The organism is Erwinia sp. S43 (genome assembly GCF_016624745.1).
Taxonomy (GTDB): domain Bacteria; phylum Pseudomonadota; class Gammaproteobacteria; order Enterobacterales; family Enterobacteriaceae; genus Erwinia; species Erwinia coffeiphila.
In genome coordinates, this window is the sequence record NZ_JACVTX010000024.1 from 21,934 (window position 1) to 47,520 (window position 25,587).

Consider the following 25,587-nt stretch of genomic DNA (forward strand, 5'->3'; position numbering starts at 1 on the left):
AAGGAAAGTCTATGGTGCTACGTATTTCGACACTGTTATTGCTTATTTTGTTTCCGACGCTGGCATTTTCACATAACTTCATCAAGGGGCAACATGTTGCCCCGGTTGGAATAGCCGATCGCGGCGAATTAGTCCTTAACGGTAATGAAATCAGCTATAAAAAATGGAACAGTTCAAAATTGCAGGGGAAAGTTCGGGTAGTGCACTACATTGCCGGGCGTCGTTCAGCAAAAAAGAAAAACTCCATCCTGATAAAAGCGATTAAAGCGGCAAACTTCCCGAGTGACCAATTCCAGCCGACAACGATTGTGAACACGGATGATGAGTTTCCCGGTACAGGCTTATTTGTGGTCGGTAAAGTGGAGAAAAATCAACGCCATTATCCCTGGGCCCAGTTTATCATCGATAGTGATGGCCTGGGGCGCAAGGTCTGGCAGTTGAAAGAGGACAGTTCTACGATAGTGGTTCTCGATCGTGAAGGGCGGGTTCAGTGGGCAAAAGATGGGGCGCTGACGCCAGGTGAAGTGCTTCAGGTAATTAGCCTGATACAGCATTTACTCGATACGGGCAAACCCGATCGCCATAGCGGTGCCCCATCCTCTGCGGCAGTTTCCCCTTAACGCTGTAGCGCGGTAAAGGCCTGAATAATTTTATCGATTTGCTCTTCGCTGTGTGCGGCATTAACGCTGCATCGGAGTAGCGTAATGCCGGATGGTGCTGCCGGTGGCAGAACGAGATTAACGTAAACGCCCCTGTCAATCAGTTCCCGCCAGTAACGCAGGCCTTCTTCTTTCGACCCAATCACGACCGGAACTACCGGACTGATATGTGCACCGAGGGTGTAGCCGATTTTTTCAAGGCCCTGGTAAAGTCTGGCGGCGTTAGCCCACAGTTTTTCACGTAACTCAGGTTGTTGGGCGATAATTTGCAGCGATGCCCGAACTGAAGCAATACATGAGGGTGATGGCGACGCGGTGAAAATGTAAGGACGGCTGCTGTACCGCAGAACTTCCATTGCTGCAGAACCGACGGCAAATCCACCGATTGACGCCAGGCTTTTACTGAAGGTACCCAGCACAATATCTACGTCTTGTTCAACCCCCAGCTCCTGAGCCAGGCCTCGGCCGGTAGCACCCATAACGCCGAACGAGTGTGCCTCGTCGACCAGCAGATAACCTCCGAAGCGTTTTTTAATCTCGACAATTTCAACCAGCGGGGCAACATCCCCCAGCATGCTGTAAATCCCTTCGACGATGATAATTGCGTCTTTCGCCCGCTCTTTCAGCCGAACCATTCTTCGTTCCAGATCCCTGGCATCATTATGTCGGAAACGGATTATCTGCGCGCCGCCCAGAACGCAGGCATCATAGATGCTGGCGTGGCAGTCTTCATCGATTAGCACGACAGCATTCGGGTCGGCCAGTGTACTGATAACGCCCAAATTCGCGGTATAGCCGGTAGAGAAAACAATCGCGGTAGGCCGGTCAAAAAAAGTCGCCAGCTCGTGTTCCAGCGCCAGATGAGAACCGTAGCTGCCGTTCGCCATACGTGAACCGGTGGTGCCCGTTCCCTGATTAGCCAGTGCCGCCTGGCCAACCGCAATGGCTTCCGCATTAAAGGTTAAGCCGAGGTAGTTGTTAGTTCCTGCCAGGACAATATTTCGCTCGCCGATTCGGCCTTCTGTAGCAGAATAGACTTCATCAATGCAGGTACCGAAGGGATTAAGGCCGGATGTCTGAAACTGCTCTCGCTGGTTAGCGAGGCGGGTGAATTTATCATACAGACCCATTAGTGCTCTCCAGATATGAGAATAAGGTTTCAAGTAGTTGCTCAGGCGTTCTGACGTTCAATAAAATATTCATGGGTATTGAAATATCGAGTTTATCTTCAAGCATCATTAACAAATTCATCACCTGAACGGATTCAAGGCCAAGGTCGTTGATCAGATCGCTTTCTTTCTTAATTTCAACATCTTTTTTTGCCATCTCCTGGATGCATTCCAGGATATAGTCCATTAGTAATTCACGGTTGCACATAGAAATGATTTTTAATACCTATAGTCTGGGGAAATTAAAAGAGTCTTTCGCGCAGCGCACGCTCTACGCTAACCTCAGGACGCCAGTTAATATATTTTGATATATGGGAATTGCTTGCTGACCAGTCGTTGTGGGTTAATTCCCGGATTTTGCTGCGGGTTAACATCGGTTCTTTTCGCATTATACGATGCGATAGCATACTGACGTCGGCGGCCAGTTTTAACAGTGGAAGGGGAACGCCGATTAAATGCACCGGATTACCACGTATACGGGAACCGATCTCCTGCAGACGTTTCCAGCTGTATCCCTCTACATCTCCGTCACAAAGCTCGAAGGGGGTTGTCTCAGATGTTTCCGTGATAACCCACTGATAGACGGCTTCTGCTAAATCGCTGACGTGAAGAAACGACAGGAGGGATTCAGCGTAGCCGAGGCGGGGAAGAATACCGCGCAGGAGCCAGTTAAATACCGGCTTCAGTTCTTTATCACCCGGCCCATAGACCGCCGTGGGGCGGAAAATACCGAGAGAAATATCAGATGCCATGGCGGTTAGCTTCTGCTCGGCAATAAACTTTGAATTTGCATACCACGAAAGCTGCGGATACCGCGCGGCCAGCGAAGAAATAAACAGGAAGCGCTGACAGTGACCGCCTGCCTGCACAGCCTGCATCAGACGCAGACTGCCGGATACGTTACAGTGGGTAAAAACGTCTTCCTGACTGCCTCTGACCTGGCCCGCGCAGTGGATAACGCATTCTGCTCCCCGGACCAGTTCAGCCAATGCTACCCGATCGTCCAGGTCACCGCACACCCAGATCAAATTATCTGCCGTAAGGGTACTATCCTGCCGGGTTAATGCTCTGACAACGAAGCCTCGTGAAAGTAGTTTCTCGACAATATGCTTGCCGATAAACCCCGTTACGCCCGTAACGGCTACCGTTCTGTTCATTGTGCATAGCCTGCCAGCTGCAAGGGCGAGCTCATCGCCTCACTGAGATAGCGCTTCTTAGCTTCGGCCCGCGCCGGTTTTCCTGAAGATGTGCGGGGGATACTATGCGGAGGCAAAAGTTTAACTTCTACTGTTACGCCAAACTCGCTTTGAATACGAGACGTCAGCATATGAATAATCTGATCCCGGCGCTCTTCGGAATTCACACGACACTGTATCTGCAAAATAATTTTCCCTGCCTCATCACGCTCGTTTGACGTCACGAAGGCAATGGCATCGCCGGTACGAACTTCCGGTACCGATTCGGCAACGTATTCAATATCCTGCGGCCAGATATTACGGCCGCGTATGATAATAAGATCTTTTTTCCGACCGGTAACATACAGCTCCCCGTCCAGCAGGTAGCCTAGATCGCCGGTATCCATTCTGCCGAGGGACTCGATTTTCGAGCGAGAAGCGTTATCTCTGAAATAGCCACTCATCAGACTGGGACCTGAAATCCAGATATGACCGATTTCACGGTCGGCTAAGATTTTCCCTGACTCATTACGAATTTCAACTCGATGCCCCGGAAGCGCCCGCCCGCAGTTAACGAAAGTTACTCTGGCGCGCGTGTTCCGGGTTGGCTCAACGGCTTTGCCATGATATTCCAGAATATCACGATCGACCGTATCGACCATCCGAGCGGCAACGTTATCGAAGAAACTAACCGCCAGCGTATTTTCAGCCAGGCCATAACAGGGCATCAGCGCCTTGCTATCAAAGTTAATTTTGCTGAAGCACTCGGCAAAACGCTGTAGCAGCTCGCCAGAAATCGGCTCGGCACCGACCCCGGCCACACGCCAGCTGGACAGATCCAAATCAGCAATCTCTTTATCACTACAGCGCCTCAGGCATATCTCATAGCCAAAAGGAGGGGCAACGGAAACGGTGCCGCGATTTTTGCTGATGAGTTTTAGCCATTGCATCGGGCGCATCGCAAAATCCTGCGTACGCAGATAGTCAACGGAGAGCTGGGTTGCCACTGGCGTAAGGAGAAAACCAACCAGCCCCATGTCGTGATAGAAAGGCAGCCAGGAAACGCAGCGGTCACCGGCCTGCAGCTTAATACCATAACGGCTAATGGCCTGTAGATTCGCCATTGCCGAACGCTGGGTGATAATCACTCCGCGTGGAAAGCGCGTGCTGCCGGAAGTGTATTGAAGATAGGCGATATCATCCGGTAGAGGCACCTTGAGCTGGATATCTTTCTCCGGCAGCTCATTGATTTCTCGGTGAGTGAGGATACGTATATGCGCGGCTTCGTTATGTACGGGCTTGACTAACGGTAACCATTCATCACTGCTGATAATTGCGGCCGGCTGGCAACTCTTGAGCAGCCCCTGTAGCTTGTCGATGTAGGATGCACTCTGGCCAACGCCCATAGGAATGGCCAAAGGAACCGCAACGAGGCCCGCATACTGGCAGGCAAAAAAAGCTTCGACGAAGCCGACGCTGGTTTCTGCAATCAGCGCGACGCGATCCCCTTTTTTCAGGTTCATTGATAACAATCGACGGGCCACACTCACCGCTCGCTGCTGTAGTACGCGATATTCCAGCGAGGCCAGGAGTTGGTTACGTCGATCGTAGAAATTCATCCCGGTACTTCCCTGGGCTGCGTAGTCTAAAGCTTCAACGAGAGAAGAAAAGTCTGCGTAGCGCATAGGAAGAGAATGCGTAGATCGTGTTTCGTGCATATACAACCCATTTATAGATTAAATTATCTAGTAATAGAAATGATTACTATTTGGAGGTTTTTATTTGCGTAACTATTTACACAAGCACATTTTTTGTCTCACAAAATTGCCTTTAATGACACAGGTGTTGATAAGTCACAGCATGATAGGAAATACTGCGTGCGGACAGCCCGAGAGGAAAATATGACACATTGTTTTTTAATTTTATCACGGCATTAAAATACTGCGGCGGCTGTGATTTTTAAACCCTCCTGTAGCGAAAATTCCTGCGCTTGCTTGAATGTAGCATTTAGTGTTAAAGGCTTTTTGACTTCTTTTAGGGAAAATATTTTTCAAATAAGAAACTGTAATTGTTTATTAGAATGGTTTGTTAACAGCATAATATGCCTAACGCTCTGATGATTTACTTCGCTTAGATTACAGGATAAAAAAACAAAGCTTTCCTTTTCTATATAAGTATTTAATACATTTCGAGTATTGCAGAATGAAAAGGGATAAAGGGCACAATAACCGTAGCTAATACAATCTTTAACAGGTTGTTGTGTGTTTTTTTCGTCAATTATCAGTTTCAATGGTATGTATGATTCACATCGAAAAAGTTATCAATAAGCGCCAACTTAAGTCATTTATTACGTTTCCCTCCGATCTTTTTCAACACGATCCCGGCTGGATTAATCCTTTAAATTTAGAGCGGTTAGAGCACTTTTCGAAAAAAAATCCGGCAGATGAACATATCGAATGGCAGACATGGCTGGCAAAAAAAGAGGGGAAAATTGTTGGCAGGATATCTGCCCAGGTTGATTCCTTACACCGAGGGCTCTATGGACCGGATACCGGGCATTTCGGCATGATTGATGCCGTCGACGATCCAGAGGTATTCAGACTGTTATTTTCGGCTGCGGAAAACTGGCTGGCTTCAAAAGGTGCCAGAAAAATCACCGGCCCCTTCAGTCTGAATATCAATCAGGAGAGTGGCCTGCTGATTGACGGCTTTGACACCCCGCCAAGCGCCATGATGACGCACGGTATGCCTTATTATTCAGCCAGAGTTGAGCAGCAGGGTTATACACAGGGCATCGATCTGCTGGCCTACTGGATGCGCCTGGCGGAACTCCAGTTCCCACCATCACTGGCTAAACTTATGGACCACGCTCGCAGCAAAGTCAGCATTCGCTGCCTTAATCGCAAGAAATTCAGCGAGGAAATGCAGGTTCTGCGCCAGATTTTTAACTCGGCATGGCAGAAAAACTGGGGATTTGTACCCTTTACCGAACACGAATTTGCCGTTATGGGGGACCAGCTAAAATTCCTGGTGCCGGATGATATGATCTTTATCGCCGAGATAGATTCCGCACCCGTCGCGTTCATTATCGGCCTGCCTAATATCAATGAAGCGATTGCCGATCTCAACGGGCGATTATTCCCCCTTGGCTGGGCGAAACTCCTTTGGCGGCTGAAGGTCAGCGAGGTGCGTACGGCCAGGGTGCCGTTGATGGGGGTAAAAATCGAACACCAGTTTAGCCGGATTGGGCCGGTTATTGCCCTGCTACTTATCGAGGCGCTGCATGCCGCATTTGGTAAGTGGAACATCGAAGCGTTAGAAATGTCGTGGATTTTAGAATCTAACGCCGGGATGAGGAATATTTTGGAAAAAATTGGTGCGATACCTTACAAGCGTTACCGGTTATATGAAAAACAACTTTAATATCTTCTTGGGTTAATAATATCGCGATGCTATTTGAAAAGAAAAAGGGATTCGGCCGTCTGTTCGACAGTATAAAAAACTCGCTGTCTGGTCTTGCTAACGCACTGTTAACGGAAAATTCATTCAGGCAGCTGTTTATTATTACTGGACTATTATTCGTCATTGCGCTATGCGTTGATGTGTCAGCCGTTGAACGTCTGTTTTTAGTTTCCAGCTGCTTTCTCCTGCTGGTCGTAGAACTCCTTAATACGGCTATCGAAAGCGCCATCGACCGGATTTCTCTGGAGATTCATCCACTGTCAAAACGAGCAAAAGATATTGGCGGTGCCGCACAACTTGTCACGATGCTGATGACCGTGACCGTCTGGGCAATGATTTTGCTTTAGCCGATAATCTCGCTATGTTTATACCAAATTAAGCCTCGGCAAGTTTCTCCGTCCGTTCGGCAGAAATAACCGGATAAATTGCCGCCAGCGCGGTTTGCAGAACCTCATCATAGGGAGCCCGGGCATCAATGTTTAACACTCTGGAACCATTGTAATTAAGCTGGCTCATCACAAGGGCCTTGTCGCGCAGTTCGTCATAGTTATGATCGGGTTTGCGTGAAAAGGCGGTATCGGCATCAATTTCCAGACGAATAATCAGCTCAGGCTGGTACAAAGCCATCTGCTGGTATAAATGTTTTTCACGTTCCGCCAGATACGTCATCAATTTCCCGCTTGTGCGTTCAACTCCAATGCCGGGGCCATCATAATAAAAGCCGGAAATTTCAGCCTGCGGATAGCGATCGCTGATCACCAGTACGCCGCTTTGAGCTAAGCGTTTCGCTTTAGCCAGATTCGCTTTTCGCCACACGGAAAGCCCGTACATAATCAGTGCGGCCCAGAGAGCAGGCGCTTTACTGCTCATGCGCTGGGTTTTCTCCGATTTTGCCGCCAGCCGGCGCTCAAGCCATACGCCAATCACCGGTAAACGTTTGATTTTATCGCCATCCTCGCCGGATATTAATCCAAGATAGCGGCGTTCCACTGCGCAGGATGAACTGAGTGTTTTCACTAAATCTGCGGTCAGCGTCGATTTTCCGGTGCCGTCGCAGCCCACCACGGCAATCAGTCCGGGAATGTGGGTGGCAGAGTGTTGGGCGTTTAATTTATCGCTATGCATTTTTCTGTAGGCCTGAAAGGGCGAGATGAACCGCCCGCAGTGATGTATCGATTATTTTGCTTTCCGGTTCACGGGCATCTAAATCAAGAATTTGCGCGCCGTTAAAGGTCAGCTGTGGTATCGCGGCAATTTTCTCGCGTAGTGCAGACAGGGCGTGATCGGGTTTGCGTAAGTGCGCCGTTTGCTCATCAATATTCAAACGGATCAGCAACGCCGGCGGGTATGAAGCCATCCAGCGGTAAAGCCGCAGTTCGCTTTTTCTCAGCATGCGCACCCAGTAATTACCGCCTTCCGCCTTTGCAAGCTGAGGACCATCAACGCGGAACCCCGGAATTTCTGCCTGCGGATAGCGGTCGGTAATCAACAGACAGCCCTGTTGGGATCTCGCCAACATGCGGCGGAACTTATAGACCCGCCAGCAGGAGAGCAGATAAATGACCAGCGCAGCGATATTTCCCGGTGGGGAAGAGGGGCGATTGTGCACGCGTTCAGAACGGTTAATTAAATATTTCCCAATATATGAACCGATAACCGGAATTTCGGCGATCCGTTTGCCAATAAATCCTGAAGACTGCCCCAGATAAATCAGTTCTGTTTCACCCTGAGATGAAAGATGATTTGCAAGATGAGCGGCCAGCGTTGATTTTCCGGCACCGTCGCATCCCGTAATCGCGATCGCCCGAACCGGGGAGTGATTGATAATCGTTTTTAAATTCTTCACGTTAACAACCCTGTTTTAACATTGCATTCCATAATGCACGATGTTCTCGGTGCGTTTAAGCTCTGTAGAATAACAAGCATGATTAGCGACAATCTTCTTTTAAAATGCTATATCCTGAGGAGTTTATTTCACAGGGATGGCTGTATGAATTCGAAAAACAACCCACCAATCATCGCTATTATTGGCTGCGACGGTTCCGGAAAGTCGACTATTTCTGAACACCTTATTGGATTTATTAATCAATATGTCCCTGCTGTTAAAGTACATTTAGGAAAGCAGGCAGGTAATGTAGAACGTCAGTTAGTGAAATTGCCGCTGCTGGGTAAAAAATTGGGTAAAACTATCGATCGTAAAAAAGTGAAAGTAGCAAAATCGAAAATCGGTGTGGTACCAGCACTGGTCATGATGATTTTTGTTTTACGGCGTCTTTTTCGTTTTCGCCGTATGCTACGCCTTCGCAAGCAGGGGCTGATTATCCTGGCCGATCGCTATCCTCAGATGCAAATTCCCGGTGCCTATGATGGTGTTCTTTTGCCTGAGCATGTTCCCGGCAGGCCTTTCATTAACTGGCTGGCTGGCCGTGAACATCAGGCATTTCGCTGGATGACCAGTTACAAGCCCGACCTGGTGTTAAAACTTGACGTTGACATTGATGTTGCCTGTGCACGAAAACCCGATCACCGCCGGGAATCGCTGGAAAAAAAAGTAGCCGTCACTTCAAAGCTGAATTTCCCCGGTTCTGAAACTGTCGATATCGACGTTAATCAACCTCTCGACCATGTTCTTCTTTTGACAGAACGTGTCGTTGCTGATTTTTTGCAGTCGAGAGGATACAAAATGGGGGCTAGTCATCAGGGCTAATGCTTCTTGTCAAATCGGTTAACCAGTATTAATGCTGATGCCAGCAGGAGTATGGGGGGAAGAAGTGCCGTCAACGGTGCACTGAAAGAGAACAACAGGCCAAGGTTGACGATGATCTGGTAGCTGACATAGGTGAGTAACCCAATAACAGCACCCGTAGCCAGGCGGCTTCCCATACCTGGCGCCCGAGGATTGCTAAATGTGAAGGGAACGGAAAGTAATATCATCGCAAGTATCAAAACAGGCTGCCCGAGCTTTTGCCAAAGTGCAATTCTGAACTCTAGATCGGGTTGGTTTGTTGTTTGCAAATAATTGATGTAGTTATTCAGCTGTCGGATTGAAAAGCTATCACTGGGCATCATTAATTCTTTCAGGCTGGTATGGTTGAATATCGATTGCCACGACATACTGTCATGTAACGTTGAAGTTTCTTTTCCGTCGGTCCATGTTTTTTGATTAACATCGTATAAAGTCCATATGCCGTTGCCAATAATGGTCGCGGTTTTCGCATAAATATAATAATTAAGGGTTTGATCCTTGTGATATTTAAATATCTCAATGCCAACAGGCCGGTTGTATTCATCCAGCGTTTTAATCGTAACAAACTCATTATTTTTACGCGCCCACAGCGTGTTAGCTGAGCCGGACGCATTATCATCTCTGGCCTCGGCAATATCTTTTAACTGGAGTGCCCGCTGCTGAAGCGGTGAAGCCACCCATTCGTCCAGCGCACACAGCGCTACGGTAAAAATAATACCTGCGCATAGCGCATTCATTCCTATCCTGAAAACTGACATGCCGGAGACGCGCATCGCAGTCAGCTCCAGGCTTTTCGACAGCTGGCCCAGCCCGACAATCCCGCCAAGCAAAGCGATAAAAGGCCCCAGATCGATCAGGCAGCGAGGCAGTTTCATCAATACCACCATCAATGCCTGAGTCCAGTGGTATCCGCCTGAACTGACATCATCCAGCTCATTAATAAAATCAAAAGTGGAAAAGAGTGGGATCAGCAAAGCCGCCGCGGCAGCGAAACCGAGAAAAACATTTTTAATCAGATAACGGCTAAAAATATTCACCGGAAAAACTTCTGTAAAAGCGAGGCCTGATGGGTCAAAAGACCGAAGAAACCCATCAGCATTATCAATGGCACCGTCCACACGCCGGGGAATGAGGGGATAATATCGCTGGCCACCAGTGAACGGCTGATGTTACCGGCATAAAAGATGAGAACAAACAGTACGGCCAGGGGTAACAGTGTGGCAAATCGCCCCTGGCGTGGCCGCGTACGGCTTAATGGTATCGCCAGCAGGGCCATTAAAATAGCGATAATTCCACGGCTTTCCCGCCACTGGCGTTCGGCAATATCGGCGGGATCGTGTGAACGCGACAGTTCCGCCATTGAGGCAGATTTACTTCTGAGTTCGATGCTTTGCTTCATTGGCTTAGGATGCAGATTAAAGTTTTTATACGTTTGCACGTTGTCATCCGTGCCTTTACGGTCAAGTTGATATGCCGTGCCGGAATGAAGCGTGACCGCCGGTGAGGCGATCGCAGGATTGACCACCTGCACAGAGTGTGCCCGGAATAACAAGGTGTTATTGCCGGAGGTGCTGTAAATCAGCACATCTGACAGCAGGTTATTTTTACGATCGATCTTATCGCTCAAAATCATTCTGCCACTGTCATTCAGATTAAATTTCTTTTCCTGTAGATGGCTGACATCTAATTCAGACTGCGCCTGCTGTTTTAACTGGAATATTTGCGCATAGGCCCAGGGGCGAGCGTACATCGAGAGCAGGGTCACTAAAATACCTAACGGGATCGCCAGGAACATGATGGCTTTATAAATCCGAAAAGGACTTATACCTGAAGCCAGTACGGCAGTTATTTCTGAATCGTTATAAAGCTGTCCCAGTGCAACGGCAACGGAAACATAAAGCCCGATGGGAAGTAGCATCTCCAGAGCAATCAATATTTTATAGAAAACGATATACATCACCGATTGCAGCGCCAGCGTGCCGTTGGCGGCATCGGTCAGATAGCGTTGAGTTGAATAACTGGCAAAGATAAAAATCAGGAAGCCGATTATTGTTATCACCAGTCGTTGCGTTGCAACCATGATGTAGCGTTCGATTAAATACATAAAATATTGAGACTCAATATCAGCGTCATAAATAACGGATTTTTATAGCCTTTCAGAGTAATAGTTCAGTCGCGTTACCGTCTTGCAGTTACGTGCTATTGCCCGAGCGGCCTGCTCGCGATGAGCGATTAGTGCGGTAAGCCATCTGGTAGTTGATCTGTATTTGAGAATAATTTACAACATACCATTAGTAACATACTTTTGGTATGTTGTGGCAATCATGGCCAAACACACTCTCATCACGCTCAGGGGACCTACCTATGCACGCACTTATTGTTGTTGCTCATCCGGATACACAGTCATTCACCCACAATGTTGCCGCCCGCGTGGCGAAAGGTGTCACTGATGCCGGGAGTGGCAATACCGTTGAAATCGCCGATCTGTTTGCAGAAAATTTCGATCCGCGTTTTGCCGCGCCGGACCTGGCATTTTTCCGCAATCAGTCATCGCCGCTGGCGGAAATCGTGGCTGAACAGCAGCGTATCGATCGGGCTGATGCGCTGGTGCTGGTCTATCCCATCTACTGGTGGTCTTTCCCCGGTATGCTGAAAGGCTGGATCGATCGCGTGTTTACCAACGGCTGGGCCTATGACTCCGCAGAAGACGGTGGGCTGATAAAAATGCTGCCGAATCTGAACGTTCATCTGATTGGCATTGGTGCCGCCGACGAAGGGACCTATTCTCGTCGTGGGTATGATGAGGCGATGAGAACGCAGATCGATCGTGGAATATTTGATTTTGTGGGTGCAAAGGTGGTTACATCTGAGCTGCTGCTGACGCCAAACGGCCAATTCCCTGAATCACATCTGGAAATCGCGCTGAAAATCGGTAATAAAATCGCCGGATAACGCCACGCCAGCGGCCAGTCAGCCTTATTTTCACCATCGATCTTTTCAGGATTGATACAACGAGGAGCTTCGGCATGCCCCGCATTCTGAACGAGAAGCACGGCGTCATTATTCACCATACAGCGTTAAGCATGACGGCGCGGGGTCAGTGATGTCGCGGCGTCGCTTATCTAAGGAAGATCGCTTTGCTCAGCTGATCGCGGTTGCGTGGCGGCTGATTGCCAGCGAAGGGACCGATGCGCTGACGATGGGCCATCTTGCCGAGGCGGCAGGCATCACTAAGCCCACCGTGTACGAGCATTTTGGCTCCCGTCAGGGGCTGCTGGCTGCACTGTATCAGGATTTTGAATCCCGCCAGAATAAGGTTATCGACGATGCGGTGGCCGCTGCGGAACCGGTTCTGAATGAGAAAGCCCGTATTATTGCGTCCAGCTATGTGAACTGCGTGCTGACGGAAGGGCGGGAAATTCCCGATGTGCTTGCCGCGCTGAGCGGTTCGCCGGAACTTGCCGAGCTGAGGAAGCAGTGTCAGAAAAGCTATCTGGAAAAATGCCGCCGCTCGCTGGCGATGTTTAGCGGCCCACGCGGTCTGTCGGATGCGGCGCTGTGGGCGATGCTCGGTGCGGCGGACAGCCTTTCTGCCACCGCCGTCAGCGGCGATATTGCTGAGCAGCAGGCGGTTGATGAACTGTATCAGGTGATTGTGGCGATGGTGGAACGCAGCCGCTAGTGCGGCTGTCGTTTATAAAGACGCCATGACGTCGTTGCGTAACTTACTGATGTGATTGCGGATGGAGGCCAGGCTTTTCTCGCGGTCGCCTTCGCGCATGGCGGTCAGCAGATCGAGATGCTCGGTGTGATTCTCGCTCTGGCGATGCAGCGGGCTGTGAAGGCGGAACAGGCGAACGTTAACCCGCAGCCCCTTTAACACGCCGGCCAGCACCACGTTGCCGCTGGCTTCCGCGATGGTGTTGTGCAGCTTCTCGTCATAGCGCCAGAAAAGATGCTCCTCGTCGGCCTTCATCAGTTCATGCAGCTCGGCGATCAGCGCATCCAGCGTTGGCGTACCGATTTTATCCAGCGCCTTGCCAACCGCTTCCACTTCCAGCAGTTCACGCAGCGCCATGGTATCTAAGTATTCTTTGATATCCACCGAACGAACGGTGTAAGAGCGTGCGCCGCGGCGCTCCAGCAGGTTCTCACCGGCCAGCCTGACCAGCGCTTCACGCATTGGAGTGCGTGAAACCTGTAGCTCATCGGCCAGGCGCGACTCCGACATTTCACTGTTGCCCGGAATTTTACGCTCAAGAATTAACTCTTTCAGTAATACATAGACCTGCTCAGACAGGCTGGCCGATTTCATATACAACGGTTTTGACGCCATAATTGCCGCCAGCGTATGGTCCTGATAGTCAGTCATCTTCACGCAGTTTCCAGTAGTTAATTCCGCCGCTAGTTTACCGAATTATCCTTCCGATGGGAAAGGGACCGCGCAGGCGAGGAAACGCCCCTGGCCCGGCACGCCGTGGAACTGATTATCGTCCCACACCGCCACGCCGTGCGACAGCGTAACGGCAGGCCAGGCCTGAACCTCTTTCCCTTCATACGGCGTATGGTCGGCGTTGGTGTGCAGCATGGCGCTGCTGATAGTTTTCGGCGTTTGCGTATCCCAGATCACCAGGTCGGCATCAGAACCGGGGGCGATAGTGCCCTTTTGCGGATAGAGGCCATAAAGCTTCGCCGGGGCGGTAGCGGTCAGATCGACAAAGCGCTGGGCCGACAGGCGATTTTTCAGCACGCCCTCGCTCATTAACAGCGGCATGCGCGTTTCCAGACCGGCAATGCCGTTCGGCACCAGATCGAACGATGCGTTTTCACCGTGCAGCTTTTTGCCGGTGGCATCATTATTAAACGGGCAGTGATCCGAGGAGAAAATGGTGAAGGTGCCGTTGGCCAGCGCCGTCCATACCGCGTTCTGGCTGTCCGTATCGCGCGGCGGCGGGCTGCAAATGCATTTCGCCCCGTGGAAGCTGTCATCAATCCCGAGGTCTTCCGCCGTCAGAAACAGATACTGCGGACAGGTTTCCGAAAAAATGTGCATGCCCTGGCCGCGCGCCCAGTAAATTTGTTCAATCGCCGCCCGGCTGGAAACGTGCACCAGCAGAATCGGCACATCGACCAGTTCGGCCAACGAAATCGCGCGGTGGGTCGCCTCGCGTTCGCCGATCGGCGAGTGGGCGAGGGCGTGATAGCGCGGGGCGATTTTTCCCTGCTTCTTTAGCCGCTCGGTCAGCCAGTTGATGCAGTCATCGTTCTCCGCGTGGATCATCGAAATCGCCCCCAGCTGGCGGGCGGCATCCAGCACATCCAGAATATGGTGATCCGGCAGCTTCAGCGCCTCATAGGTCATATAAATCTTAAATGAGGTGTGGCCCTGCTCGATCATCGCCGGCAGCTCAGCAATCACCGCCGGGTTGGCATCGGTAATAATCAGATGGAATGCGTAATCAATGCAGGCTTTGCCCTCGGCGCGCTGATGGTAGTCCGCAACGGCATCCTGCAGGCTCTGGCCCTTAAACTGCATGGCAAAGGGGATCACCGTGGTGGTGCCTCCGCACGCAGCCGACCGCGTGCCGCTGATGAAATCGTCGGCCCCGATTGAGCCATCGGTCGAGGGCTGATCGAGATGGCAGTGGGCATCAACGCCGCCCGGCGTGACCATTCTGCCCGCGGCATCAATCACCTGACGCGCGTCTTCGGCATTCAGCCCGGCGGCAATCATGCTGATTTTGCCGTCGCGGATGCCGATATCGCCGTGATAACGGTCGGAAGCGGTAATGATATCGGCATTTTTCACAATCAGATCGAACGTGCTCATCGCTGTGTCTCCTTGGCCAGCGCGGTGCTGGTGTCTGTTAACGGGGCCTTTTTCACCGGGCGGCTATGCTGGGTACTCTGATACGCTTTCGCGTAGTGCAGCTCGATGCGCCGCTGAATGAAGTCCCACAGCGTGGTGAGGATCAGGTAGTAGGTTGCCGCCACCATAAACAGCTCCAGCACCATAAACTGCTCCTGCATCAGGATCTGCGTACGGCGCAGCAGCTCTTCCATCGAAATCACCGAGGCGATCGAGGTGGTTTTCAGCAGGCCGTTAAAACTGTTGCCCAGCGACGGCAGGATCAGGCGCATGGTCTGCGGGAAAATCACGTAGCGCGCCACGCCTGCATGGTTAAAGCCCAGCGCCCTGGCCGCGTTGATTTGCCCCTTCGGCAGCGCCTGCACACCGCCGCGAATAATCTCTGCCAGATAGGCCGCCTCATTCAGCACCAGCCCGGTGATCACCGCTTCGATCACCGTAAAGCGAATGCCGATCTGCGGCAGGCCGGTATAAATGATAATCAACTGCACCAGCAGCGGCGTACCGCGGAAAATCCAGATATAGGTACGCGCTAACTGATTAACCCAGGACCAGGGCGACAGCCTGGCGAAGGCCAGCACCACACCCAGTACCAGCCCACCTGCCATTCCAGCCAGGGTTAACAGGACGGTATTCACCGCCCCAAGGAAAATGAAATAGTTGGTGAGATAATGGAAGTAGCCTTCCCAGCTCCAGCCCTGAATCATAGTGAAAGTTCCTGTGGTTTAAGAGGAGGGGCCCTGAACGCTAAAGGTTCCTGGGATCATTTCCGCGCCGTATTTCTTAAACAGCGCAGGCAGGCTGCCGTCGGCATTCATCTTGTTCAGCGCATCGGCGGCGGCGGCGGCCAGCTTCGGATCTTTAAAGGCGATGGCTACCGGGGTGGGTTCCAGCCCCGAGATCACCTGCTTAAACATCCCTTTGTGCTGATAGTCGGCGGCCACGGCGTCAATACTGATCACCGCATTCACCTGGCCCGCGCGCAGTGCCTGGAAAGCGACGGTGAAGTTGTCGAAGGTATGGATATCAACGGGCTTAAGGTTTTTGGCAACCAGCTGCTGGCTGATTTTGCGGATGGTGGTTTCTTCAAAACCGCCCAGCTCAACGCCCACGCTCTTACCGGACAGATCCTCAACCTTGGTGATTTTTCCTGCATCGGCAGGTGGGGTAGAAATACTCACCGCCTGGCTTTCATACGGGATCATGTACATCATTTTCGCGCGGGCCGGGGTGAAGAAAATGCCGGTATTGATCATATCCCAGCGGCCACCCTGCAGGCCGGGCACCATCGCGGAGAACTCAATGCGGGTGTAATCGGCTTTCAGGCACAGGCGTTTGGCAATCTCCTCGCCCATCTCAATGCGCATGCCCTTTAACTTTCCTTCACCGTCGACATATTGCAGCGGCGGCAGCGTCGGGTTGGTTGACATCTTCAACTCGCCTGAGGTAACCAGGCTGGCACCCTGTGGTGCCGTACAGTCGGCGAAGCAGCTGCCGGACAGCAGCGTTAACGCGGCTAATAAGGTTAATTTGGCTTTCATGTTGATTCTCCGGGTGTCAATTCAGGCCAGTGATTAATGCTGGAAGCTGTTCAGCACGTTAAGTTTTTCTAATTCATGACGTAAAACATGATGTAAATCGTCGGCCAGCGGCAGGCGCGGCGCGCGCGGGATACCAACATCGAGCCCCATCATCGACAAACCGGCTTTGCTGGCGGCGACGTAGTGCGGTCCGCCCACGGCGCGCACCACCGGCAGGATCTGGCGATACAGGGCGAGGGCCGCGTCGCGATCCAGACGATCCGCTGCGGCTTCAAACATCTGCGCACACTGCGACGGCAGCAGGTTAGAGGCCACGGCCACCCAGCCACAGGCCCCCAGCCAGAAGGATTCGTAACCGAGTATTCCGGCAAAGACGTTCATCCGATCGCCGCACAGTTCGATAATGTCGCGAACGCGGGTGACTTCCAGCGTGGATTCTTTGATGTAGCTGACCGTATCGATCTGCGACAGTCGGGCGACGGTTTTCGGCAGCAGGTCAACGTTGGCGGTGGCCGGATTGTTGTAGATCATGATCGGGATGGAGATCGCTTCCCCGACCGCGCGATAGTGGGCAAACAGTTCGTCTTCATTCGGGCAGCTGTAAAACGGCGGGATGATCATCACGCCGTCTGCACCCATGCTTTCCGCTTCTTTGCTCAGCTCAACGCATTCCGGGGTCCACTCTGCACCCGTGCCCATCAGCACCGGCACGCGCCCGTTTGCGGTGCAAACTACCGTTTCAGTGACCAGTTGGCGCTCCTCGCGGCTCATCGATAAAAATTCACCGGTGCTGCCGAGCGGAATAAGTCCATGAATTCCCTGTTCAATTTGCCAGTTAACCAGTTTTTTCAAAGCTGGCACATCTATTGCTGAACCATCAGGGGTAAAGGGGGTAATCAATACCGTGTAAGTGCCGCGAAACGTAGACATGCTGAGTTCCTTGAGAAAGTTCTTGATGAACACCGTTTGTATACCGTATACGTACTGTATACGTATACGATGTCGGAGCACAAGATCTGTGGAACTAAAATCTCAAGATATCAGCCAGAGTGCCGAAACCCGGACCATCTGGTTTGATGGCCAGGCCATACAGGCTCTGGCTTCAGAGACGATCGCGGCCGCCCTGGCCCGCAGTAATATCGTGGCGCTGCGCGAAAATACGCAGGGCGAAAAGCGCGGATTGTGGTGCGGGATGGGCTCCTGCTATGAATGCGTGGTGGAAGTGGACGGCAAAGGATCGCAGCGCAGCTGTATGACGCTGGTTGAGCAGGGGATGCAAATTCACAGCCGTCGTTCAGACGATCGCACGCCTCAGCCGCTGGCGTCGGCACCCGCGACGGTTGAACCCGCTGAAACCGCCTGCGATCTGCTGGTGCTGGGAGCCGGGCCTGCCGGACTCTCTGCCGCGCTGGCGGCAGCGCAGGCCGGGGCTGCGGTGATCGTCATCGATGAGCGACCGCAGAGCGGCGGGCAGTTTTTCAAGCCGCTGGCACCGTCCCATATTCTGCACGGCAACATGCCGCCGCAGTGGCGCGACGGCGAAAAGCTGCTGACCGACGCCGTCGCAGCGGGCGTTACCGTGGTGCAACAGGCCACCGTCTGGGCGGCCTTCTCCGTGAATGAAATCGCCGTGATGGTTAACGGTCAGACGCGGCTGTTTCGCCCCGCGCAGCTGATTATTGCCACCGGTGCCTACGAACGCCCCGTGCCGTTTCCCGGCTGGACGCTGCCGGGCGTGATGACCACCGGAGCCGGGCAGACGCTGGCTAAAGCCTATCGCGTGATCCCGGGCAGCCGGGTGGTAGTGAGTGGCAACGGCCCGCTGAATCTGCAGTTTGCCGCCGACCTGCTGGAGAGTCAGGGTTCTGTTGTCGAAGTGCTGGAGCGCGCGCCGAAACCCGGGCTGAAGCATTTCCGCCAGATCTTCACCATGCTGCAGGCGGCCCCCGAACTGCTGTGGAAGGGGCGGCACTACCTTGGCGTATTAAAAAAACATCGCGTGCCGCTCAGCTGGGGTTATGAGGTGGTGGCCGCGCATGGGCAACAGCGCCTGGAGCGGATCACCGTGATGCGCGTCGACGCGAACGGGCAGCGTATTGCCGGTTCCCGCCGGGAAATCGACTGCGATGTGCTCTGCCTGGGCCACGGTTTTATCCCTTCCACCGATCTTGCCCGTATGCTCGGCTGCGAACAGCAGCTTTCCGCCACGCCGTTCAGCACGCCGACGATTAAAACCGACCCAAACGGCGCAACCAGCGTCAGCGGGGTTTACGTCGTGGGTGACGGCGCGAAACTGGGCGGCGCACAGGTGGCGCAGGCGCGTGGCAGGCTGGCGGGTCTCGCCGCCGCTGCCGCGCTGGGCAAAACGGTCAGCCCTCAGGAGATTCCCACCCTTACATCCCGCCTGACCCGGGCCGAGGATTTCCAGCGCGCGCTGTGGCAGGTCTATCAGGCACCGGCCGTCAGCCTGGCCTCGCTGGAAGATGAAACGGTGATCTGCCGCTGCGAAAATATCACTCTGGGCCGCCTGCGCCAGGCCATTAGTCAGGGGATCGACACCCCCGCCGCGCTGAAACGCAATCTGCGCAGCGGCATGGGGCTGTGCCAGGGGCGCACCTGTTCAGGAATGGTGGCGCAGCTGGTGGAGGAGATGACCGGCCGCCGGAACACCGTCAGCGGATTTTACGCACCGCGTTTCCCCGTGCGCCCCGTTCCGATTGCCGCACTGGCCTTTGAAAAACCGGAATGGGGCGGGCATAAGCCCGCCATCACTCCCAATCTTGCCCGACCGGTGGAGCAGACCGCGCTGCCGTTGCAAAAAACCGACATTCTGGTGATTGGCGGTGGGGTGATGGGTAACTGCCTCGGTTATTACCTCGCGGCGGGCGGCGCCGGTGTGCTAGTGGTGGAGCGTGACGAGATCAACCTGCAGGCCTCCGGTGCCAATGCGGGCAGCCTGCACGTACAGCTGCTGTCCTTTGATTTTGGTAGCAAGGCGCAGGAGGGCGGCGGCCCGGCGGCGCAGACGCTACCGCTGGGTCCGACGTCGGTCAGGCTGTGGCAGGCGCTGGAACAGGCCAGCGGCGAATCGCTGGAAATTAAAATTACCGGCGGGCTGATGGTGGCCGAAACGGAACAGGACATGCGTTTTCTGGAGCAGAAAATCGCCCTGGAGCGCCGCTACGGCATTGAAACCGAACTGCTGGATGCCGCCCAGCTCAACCGGCTTTCTCCTCATCTGTCACCGGACCTGCTCGGCGCGGAGTTTTGCCCGATGGAAGGAAAAATCAACCCGCTGCGTGCCACCTACGTGGTTAACAGACTGGCGACGGAGGCCGGTGCACGCTTCCAGCGCGGGACCGATGTGCAGGCCATCGAACCACTGCCGCACGGCGGTTACCGGGTGCAGACCAGCCGTGGGGTGATTGAAGCCGGGCGGGTGATCAACGCCGCCGGAGCCTGGGCGGCCAAAGTGGCTGAAATGGTTGATGTTGCGCTGCCGGTGAAAGGCGCGCCGCTGCAAATGATCGTCACCGAACAGTCCGCACCGCGTATTGACCACCTGATCGCCCACGCGGGCCGCCACCTGAGCCTCAAGCAAACCGCACACGGCAGCATTCTGATCGGCGGCGGCTGGAGCGCCGGATTTAACCCCGAAATGCGGATGAACCAGTCACTGCGCGCCAGCATTGAAGGCAACCTGTGGGTGGCCGGGAAGGTGCTGCCCGCCCTCAACAGCCTGCATATGGTGCGCAGCTGGGCGGGGATGAACATCAATATCGACGGTGCACCGATCGTCGGTGAAGTCCCCGGCAAAGCGGGCTTTTACCACGCGGTTACCTCTAACGGCTACACGCTGGCACCGGTTGTCGCCTGGAGCCTGTCACAACAGATTTTGCAGGGCCGCAGCGAGATCGATCTTGCGCCCTATGCGATTTCCCGATTCCACTGATAATAAGGACTTCTTTTCGTGAGCAATACACAACACACTCTCGCCAGCTGGATTGATAACCATTTTGAACAGCAGGTTGAGATGCTGAGAAAGCTGGTACAGATGCCGTCTGACAATCCGCCAGGCGACTGTACTCCGCACGCGTTAATGACAGCTCAATGCCTGCACGACCTCGGGCTGGAGGTGGAAATCCTCACCGTGCCCGATGACGTCGTCGCCGCAGGTGGCATGCGCAGCGCCACCAACCTGATTGTCCGCCACCGCTTTGGCCCCGGCCCGACCGTGGCGCTGAACGCCCACGGTGACGTGGTGCCGCCGGGCGGCGGCTGGAGCAAAGATCCCTACGGCGCGGAAATTGAGGACGGCTGGCTGTACGGGCGCGGCGCGGCGGTATCGAAATCCGATATCACCACCTACACTTCCGCGCTGCTGGCGCTGATTCACAGCGGTGCAGATTTGCAAGGCACCGTTGAACTGCATATCACTTACGATGAAGAGACGGGCGGATCGACCGGCCCCGGCTGGCTGCTGGCCAACGGCCACAGCAAACCGGACTACGTGGTTTGCGCCGCGCTGAGCTACTTTGTGGTCACCGCGCACAACGGCTGCCTGCACCTGGAAATTGATTTAAAAGGCCAGTCGGCCCACGCCGCATTTCCCACCACCGGCTGCGATGCTATTGAAGCCGGAAATCGCCTGATGAGCGCGCTCTACCGCTATCGTGATGCGCTGGGCGAAACCCGTTCGGCAATTGACGGTATTGACTCACCAACGCTGGTGATTGGCCTGGTCAACGGCGGCATTAACACCAACGTCGTGTCGGACAATTTCGTGCTGCGCCTGGATCGCCGCATTATCCCGGAAGAAAACCCGGAGGCCGTCGAGCAGGAACTGCTGGCGCTGGTCGCCGACGTACAGCGGCAGGTTCCCGGCGTGGCCTTCAACGCGCGTCACATCCTGCTCGCCCGTCCGTTTACCCCTTCGCCGCAAAGCCTGGCGCTGGCAGAGATTTTCAGCCAGCAGGCCGAAGCCGTATTCAATGAGCCCATTCCGCTGGTCGGCCTGCCGCTGTACACCGACGCGCGGCTGTACAGCGGTGCCGGTATCCCGACCATCATGTACGGTGCCGGACCGCGCAGTTTCCTGGAAGCGAACGGCCATCGCGCCGACGAACGCATTCACCTTGATGACTTACGCCGCGCCACCCTGGTGGTTGCCAACAGCCTGGCCACCCTTTTGCAGGAGAAAACCGCATGATTGCCATTAAAAATCTGACTAAATACTACGGCGAGCTGCCGGTCCTAAAAAACTGCACCCTGGATATTCAGAAGGGGGAAGTGGTGGTGATCTGCGGTCCTTCCGGCTCCGGGAAATCCACGCTGATCAAGTGCATGAACGCGCTGGAGCCGTTCCAGAAAGGGGAGATTAATATCGACGGTATGGTGCTGAGCGATAAAAAAACCAGCCTGCCCGCGCTGCGCCAGCAGGTGGGTATGGTATTCCAGTCGTTTGAGCTGTTCCCGCATATGACGGTGATGGACAATTTAATCGTGCCGCAGATGCGCATCCTTAAACACAGCCGCGAGCAGGCGCAGAAAAAAGCCCACGAGCTGCTGGAGCGCGTCGGCATGAAATCCCACGGTCATAAATACCCGGCACAACTTTCCGGCGGCCAGCAGCAGCGCGTGGCGATAGCCCGCGCCCTGGCGATGGAGCCGAAGGTGATGCTGTTTGATGAACCGACTTCGGCGCTGGATCCTGAAATGGTCGCCGAAGTGCTGGCGGTGATGGCGGAACTGGCGGAGCAGGGCATGACCATGTGCTGCGTGACCCACGAGTTGGGCTTCGCGCGGAAAATCGCCGACCGGATGATCTTTATGGACGCCGGAGAAATCATCGAAGATTCGCCGACCGATGCCTTCTTTACCGCTCCGGCTTCCGGGCGGGCAAGAGATTTCCTGGAGCAGATTATCCACCATTAACCGAGTTGAAAACCGCGCCTGACCATTGCGGCAGGCGCGGGAACGCGCTCAACGGGAAGATCCGGCGGCGTTAAGTTGCAGGCTTATCCCACAGCGCTGCGCATTGTTCAAATACCCGCCGCGCGGCGGGCGTGACGGCGGTCATATGCATCGCGCCATGGACCGTCCCCGCCAGCCGTACGAGCCGCACTCTGTTCCCATCCCGCGCCAGTCCGCGGGCGTACTCTTCCGCCTCATCCCGCAGCGGATCGCATTCACAGCTCAGCAGCAGCGTGTCCGGCAGGCCGTGCAGCGACGCTGCCGCAGACGGGCTGGCCAGCGGATTCTGCTGCTCGCGGGCGTCGGGCAAATAGCGCTCCCAGCAGTATTCCATCACCGACCGCGTCAGGCCAAAGCCCTCGCCGAACTGCTGCAAGGAAGCCGACTGCATCGCCGCATCCAGCGCCGGGTACAGCAGCAGCTGGCGGGCAATCAACGGCCCCTGGCGATCTCGCGCCAGCAGGCAGGCCGCCGCGGCCAGGTTGCCGCCCGCGCTGTCGCCGCCAACCGCGATGCGCTGCGGGTCGATGCCCAGCGAATCCGCCCGGTCGGCGATGGCACAAAGCGCGGCATAATAATCGCTTAACGGCACCGGGAACGGGTGCTCCGGGGCCAGGCGATAGCCAACGGAGAACACCACGCTGTCGGTGGCGTCGGCCAGCTGCTGGCACGGAGTATTCCAGGCATCCAGACCGCCCAGGCACCAGCCGCCGCCGGGGGCATACACCAAAGCCGGATGTGCCTCACCGTCTTCTGCCCCGGCCGGAAAATACATTCTTACCGAGATCGGCCAGCCATCCTGCGCCGCAATGCTTAACGCCTCCCGGAGGCGAGTTTCTTCGGCAACGGGCTGCTGACCGGCGATCAATCCTGCGTCGGTGGCCGACCGCATTACCGCCAGCGGCACGGCGGCGCTGAAAGCGGGCGCGGCGGCCAGCCAGCGCTGCGTTGCGCTATCGAGCGGCATAGCCTTTCTCCTGTAAAAACGCCGCAATCAGCGCACAGAATTCATCCGGGCACTCTTCGGTAATAAAATGCCCGCAGTCGCTGACCATCGCGCTGCGTAAATCGGGGGCGACTTTTTTCATCGTCTCCGCCGGGGCATCCCGCGTGGCGTGCTCGGCACCGATAGCCAGCACCGGCATACTCAGCGGCGTGGCGGCCCGCTGCTGATTCTGGCGGATGGTCTCCGGGATGGCGCGATAGTAGTTAAACCCGGCCTCCAGTTTCCCCGGCACGCTGTAGGCATCGATATAGACTTCCGCCGCCACGCGTTCCCGCCGCCATGACCATTTATCGAACATATAGCTGAGATACAGCCGTTCGCGCCCCGCAATCAGCGCCTCCGGCAGGCCGTTCAGCTGGTTGAACATAAAGTGCCAGAGGAAGATATTCTCCTGCGGGCTGACAAAAATCTCCGGCGCGGGGGCCAGACCGGGGATCACCGCTTCGGTCAGCAGCAGCGAATGTACGCGCTGCGGGAAATCTGCGCCCATGGCGTAGCCCACCCACATGCCAATATCATGGCCGATAACCGGAAAGCGCTGGTGGCCGAGCTGGGACATCGCGTCAACCAGCTGCGCGGCGATATTCCCGGTATCAAAACCGCCGGTTGGTGCGTCCGACTCGCCGGTGCCGGGCGGATCGACCGCGACGGCGGTATAGCCCGCGCGGGCCAGATGCTCCATCACGTGTCGCCACGTGTACCACGTCTGCGGCCAGCCGGGGATCAGCAGGACCGCCGGGCCGTGGCCCTGAGTGACGCAGTGCAGACGGCTTCCGTTAACGCGCAGATAGTGATGGTGCCGGGTTGGGTTAGCCATGGTGTTCAGCCTCCGTGGTGGTGATGCCTAACAGGCGGTCTATCTGACACTGGCTGACCGGGGCTGCCGCGAAATCATCGAAAATTTTATCGGTGACCGGAATAATATGGTCGCGGATAAACGCCGCCCCCTCGCGCGCACCATCGTCCTTATTCTTCAGGCAGCACTCCCATTCCAGCGCCGCCCATCCGGCGTAACCGTTCTGAGTCAGGCGGGAGAATATCGCCCTGAAGTCGACCTGGCCGTCCCCCGTTGAGCGAAAACGCCCGGCGCGATCGGCCCACGACTGGTAGCCGCCGTACATGCCCTGGCGCCCGGTGGGATTAAACTCGGCGTCTTTAACGTGGAACATGCCGATGTGGTCGCGATAGATATCCAGAAAATCGAGGTAATTCAGCTGTTGCAGGACGAAATGGCTGGGATCGAACAGGATTTTACAGCGCGGATGATGGCCGGTGCGCTGTAAGAACATCTCAAATGAGATGCCGTCGTGCAGATCTTCACCCGGATGAATTTCATAACACAGGTTCACACCCTGCTCCTCGCAGGCATCAAGGATCGGCAGCCAGCGGCGGGCCAGCTCGTCAAAGGCGGTTTCCACCAGCCCGGCCGGGCGCTGGGGGAAGGGGAACACGTAGGGCCAGGCCAGCGAACCGGAAAAGGTGCCCATCTCGGTCAGCCCAAGACGAGAAGAGGCGCTGACCGCCGCCAGCAGCTGCTGTTTTGCCCATGCGGTGCGGGCTTCCGGTTTGCCGTGCAGGTGCGGCGGCGCAAAGCTGTCGCACAGCGCATCGTAGGCCGGGTGTACCGCCATCAGCTGGCCGAAAATATGCGTGGTCAGCTCGCTGATAACCAGCCCGTGCCGCGCGAGCATGTCGGTGATCTCATCGCAGTACTGCTGGTTTTCCGCCGCCAGATTGACGTCAAACAGTCGCTTATCCCAGGCCGGGATTTGCAGAGCGCGGAAGCCGTTCTCCGCTGCCCATCCGGCAATCGCCTCAAGACTGTTAAACGGGAAAACATCATCACTGAATTGTGCCAGGTGCAGGCTGGGACCCTTGATCGTTTGCATATGAACCTCTATTGTTTGTCGATTGGCAAACAATAGAGGTCTGACGAAACGGCCACAAGGCGTTTTTGTTAACGCAGCACAGAGTGCTCAGTCGCAAG

At 54.7% G+C, this 25,587-nt stretch carries 25 protein-coding genes; 9 read left to right on the forward strand and 16 right to left on the reverse strand.

Annotation, left to right across the window (positions count from 1 at the left end; translation table 11 throughout):
• Positions 1-11: 11 nt before the first annotated feature.
• Positions 12-620, forward strand: a complete 609-nt coding sequence (locus tag IBT47_RS21150; RefSeq protein ID WP_200562809.1) for a YtfJ family protein — start codon at positions 12-14, stop codon at positions 618-620.
• Here IBT47_RS21150 and IBT47_RS21155 read toward each other — a convergent pair.
• Genes IBT47_RS21155 through IBT47_RS21170 form a run of 4 tightly spaced genes read right to left on the reverse strand, consistent with a single transcriptional unit; the run spans position 617 to position 4,721 of the window.
• Positions 617-1,789, reverse strand: a complete 1,173-nt coding sequence (locus tag IBT47_RS21155) for an aminotransferase class I/II-fold pyridoxal phosphate-dependent enzyme (protein WP_200562811.1) — start codon at positions 1,787-1,789, stop codon at positions 617-619. The two genes, IBT47_RS21150 and IBT47_RS21155, sit on opposite strands and share 4 nt — an antisense overlap.
• On the reverse strand, positions 1,776-2,036 hold the full coding sequence (locus IBT47_RS21160; RefSeq protein ID WP_200562813.1) for an acyl carrier protein: 261 nt from the start codon (positions 2,034-2,036) through the stop codon (positions 1,776-1,778). The genes IBT47_RS21155 and IBT47_RS21160 overlap by 14 nt, the downstream gene beginning before the upstream one ends.
• Positions 2,037-2,070: 34 nt before the next feature.
• Positions 2,071-2,985 carry an NAD(P)-dependent oxidoreductase gene (locus tag IBT47_RS21165; protein ID WP_200562816.1) on the reverse strand — a complete coding sequence of 305 codons (915 nt, stop codon included), beginning with the start codon at positions 2,983-2,985 and terminating at the stop codon, positions 2,071-2,073.
• Positions 2,982-4,721, reverse strand: a complete 1,740-nt coding sequence (locus IBT47_RS21170; RefSeq protein WP_200562818.1) for a fatty acyl-AMP ligase — start codon at positions 4,719-4,721, stop codon at positions 2,982-2,984. Before IBT47_RS21170 ends, IBT47_RS21165 begins: the two co-directional genes overlap by 4 nt.
• Before the next feature lie 580 nt (positions 4,722-5,301).
• Here IBT47_RS21170 and IBT47_RS21175 point away from each other — a divergent pair.
• The gene (locus IBT47_RS21175; protein WP_200562820.1) at positions 5,302-6,426 is read left to right on the forward strand and encodes an N-acetyltransferase; all 1,125 of its coding nucleotides are present in this window, start codon (positions 5,302-5,304) and stop codon (positions 6,424-6,426) included.
• 26 nt (positions 6,427-6,452) lie between these two features.
• Entirely contained in the window at positions 6,453-6,812 is a 360-nt protein-coding gene (locus IBT47_RS21180) for a diacylglycerol kinase (RefSeq protein ID WP_200562822.1), read from the forward strand.
• Positions 6,813-6,840: 28 nt separating this feature from the next.
• Here the strand turns inward: IBT47_RS21180 and IBT47_RS21185 are convergent, their stop codons facing one another.
• Both IBT47_RS21185 and IBT47_RS21190 read right to left on the reverse strand, forming a co-directional pair.
• The gene (locus IBT47_RS21185) at positions 6,841-7,590 is read right to left on the reverse strand and encodes a hypothetical protein (RefSeq protein ID WP_200562824.1); all 750 of its coding nucleotides are present in this window, start codon (positions 7,588-7,590) and stop codon (positions 6,841-6,843) included.
• Positions 7,583-8,311, reverse strand: coding sequence for a hypothetical protein (locus IBT47_RS21190; RefSeq protein WP_200562826.1), 729 nt, complete (start codon positions 8,309-8,311; stop codon positions 7,583-7,585). The genes IBT47_RS21185 and IBT47_RS21190 overlap by 8 nt, the downstream gene beginning before the upstream one ends.
• Before the next feature lie 144 nt (positions 8,312-8,455).
• On the opposite strand from IBT47_RS21190, the gene IBT47_RS21195 reads away from it, so the two are divergent.
• Positions 8,456-9,172, forward strand: a complete 717-nt coding sequence (locus IBT47_RS21195; protein ID WP_200562828.1) for a thymidylate kinase — start codon at positions 8,456-8,458, stop codon at positions 9,170-9,172.
• On the opposite strand, the gene lptG is transcribed toward IBT47_RS21195, so the two are convergent.
• Both lptG and lptF read right to left on the reverse strand, forming a co-directional pair.
• Positions 9,169-10,248 (reverse strand): LPS export ABC transporter permease LptG, encoded by a 1,080-nt coding sequence (gene lptG / locus IBT47_RS21200; protein ID WP_200562831.1) that lies wholly within the window; start codon positions 10,246-10,248, stop codon positions 9,169-9,171. The genes IBT47_RS21195 and lptG overlap by 4 nt on opposite strands.
• A complete protein-coding gene (gene lptF / locus IBT47_RS21205; protein ID WP_200562833.1) occupies positions 10,245-11,315 on the reverse strand; it encodes an LPS export ABC transporter permease LptF in 1,071 nt (356 codons plus the stop codon). The genes lptG and lptF overlap by 4 nt, the downstream gene beginning before the upstream one ends.
• Before the next feature lie 260 nt (positions 11,316-11,575).
• Between lptF and IBT47_RS21210 the strand changes: the two genes are divergently transcribed.
• Entirely contained in the window at positions 11,576-12,163 is a 588-nt protein-coding gene (locus IBT47_RS21210) for an NAD(P)H-dependent oxidoreductase (RefSeq protein ID WP_200562835.1), read from the forward strand.
• Between the two features lie 151 nt (positions 12,164-12,314).
• Positions 12,315-12,893, forward strand: a complete 579-nt coding sequence (locus IBT47_RS21215; protein WP_105592725.1) for a TetR/AcrR family transcriptional regulator — start codon at positions 12,315-12,317, stop codon at positions 12,891-12,893.
• 12 nt (positions 12,894-12,905) lie between these two features.
• On the opposite strand, the gene IBT47_RS21220 is transcribed toward IBT47_RS21215, so the two are convergent.
• From IBT47_RS21220 to IBT47_RS21240, 5 genes are read right to left on the reverse strand one after another with little or no spacing between them, the layout of a single operon-like run.
• The gene (locus IBT47_RS21220) at positions 12,906-13,583 is read right to left on the reverse strand and encodes a GntR family transcriptional regulator (protein ID WP_105592724.1); all 678 of its coding nucleotides are present in this window, start codon (positions 13,581-13,583) and stop codon (positions 12,906-12,908) included.
• Between the two features lie 45 nt (positions 13,584-13,628).
• Positions 13,629-15,041 carry a dihydropyrimidinase gene (hydA, locus tag IBT47_RS21225; RefSeq protein WP_200562837.1) on the reverse strand — a complete coding sequence of 471 codons (1,413 nt, stop codon included), beginning with the start codon at positions 15,039-15,041 and terminating at the stop codon, positions 13,629-13,631.
• Entirely contained in the window at positions 15,038-15,787 is a 750-nt protein-coding gene (locus IBT47_RS21230) for an amino acid ABC transporter permease (protein ID WP_234472032.1), read from the reverse strand. Before IBT47_RS21230 ends, hydA begins: the two co-directional genes overlap by 4 nt.
• 18 nt (positions 15,788-15,805) lie before the next feature.
• The gene (locus IBT47_RS21235; protein ID WP_105592722.1) at positions 15,806-16,621 is read right to left on the reverse strand and encodes an ABC transporter substrate-binding protein; all 816 of its coding nucleotides are present in this window, start codon (positions 16,619-16,621) and stop codon (positions 15,806-15,808) included.
• 33 nt (positions 16,622-16,654) lie between these two features.
• Positions 16,655-17,551: a dihydrodipicolinate synthase family protein gene (locus tag IBT47_RS21240; RefSeq protein WP_105592721.1), complete on the reverse strand. Its 897-nt coding sequence runs from the start codon at positions 17,549-17,551 to the stop codon at positions 16,655-16,657.
• An 88-nt stretch (positions 17,552-17,639) separates the two neighbouring features.
• On the opposite strand from IBT47_RS21240, the gene IBT47_RS21245 reads away from it, so the two are divergent.
• From IBT47_RS21245 to IBT47_RS21255, 3 genes are read left to right on the forward strand one after another with little or no spacing between them, the layout of a single operon-like run.
• Positions 17,640-20,573 carry an FAD-dependent oxidoreductase gene (locus IBT47_RS21245; RefSeq protein ID WP_200562839.1) on the forward strand — a complete coding sequence of 978 codons (2,934 nt, stop codon included), beginning with the start codon at positions 17,640-17,642 and terminating at the stop codon, positions 20,571-20,573.
• Between the two features lie 18 nt (positions 20,574-20,591).
• Entirely contained in the window at positions 20,592-21,830 is a 1,239-nt protein-coding gene (locus IBT47_RS21250; protein ID WP_200562841.1) for a M20/M25/M40 family metallo-hydrolase, read from the forward strand.
• Positions 21,827-22,555: an amino acid ABC transporter ATP-binding protein gene (locus IBT47_RS21255; protein WP_200546656.1), complete on the forward strand. Its 729-nt coding sequence runs from the start codon at positions 21,827-21,829 to the stop codon at positions 22,553-22,555. The genes IBT47_RS21250 and IBT47_RS21255 overlap by 4 nt, the downstream gene beginning before the upstream one ends.
• A 70-nt stretch (positions 22,556-22,625) precedes the next feature.
• On the opposite strand, the gene IBT47_RS21260 is transcribed toward IBT47_RS21255, so the two are convergent.
• Genes IBT47_RS21260 through IBT47_RS21270 form a run of 3 tightly spaced genes read right to left on the reverse strand, consistent with a single transcriptional unit; the run spans position 22,626 to position 25,489 of the window.
• Positions 22,626-23,561, reverse strand: a complete 936-nt coding sequence (locus tag IBT47_RS21260; RefSeq protein ID WP_200562844.1) for an alpha/beta hydrolase — start codon at positions 23,559-23,561, stop codon at positions 22,626-22,628.
• A complete protein-coding gene (locus IBT47_RS21265) occupies positions 23,548-24,417 on the reverse strand; it encodes an alpha/beta fold hydrolase (protein ID WP_200562846.1) in 870 nt (289 codons plus the stop codon). The genes IBT47_RS21260 and IBT47_RS21265 overlap by 14 nt, the downstream gene beginning before the upstream one ends.
• A complete protein-coding gene (locus IBT47_RS21270; RefSeq protein WP_200562848.1) occupies positions 24,410-25,489 on the reverse strand; it encodes a sugar phosphate isomerase/epimerase in 1,080 nt (359 codons plus the stop codon). The genes IBT47_RS21265 and IBT47_RS21270 overlap by 8 nt, the downstream gene beginning before the upstream one ends.
• Positions 25,490-25,587: the final 98 nt, after the last annotated feature.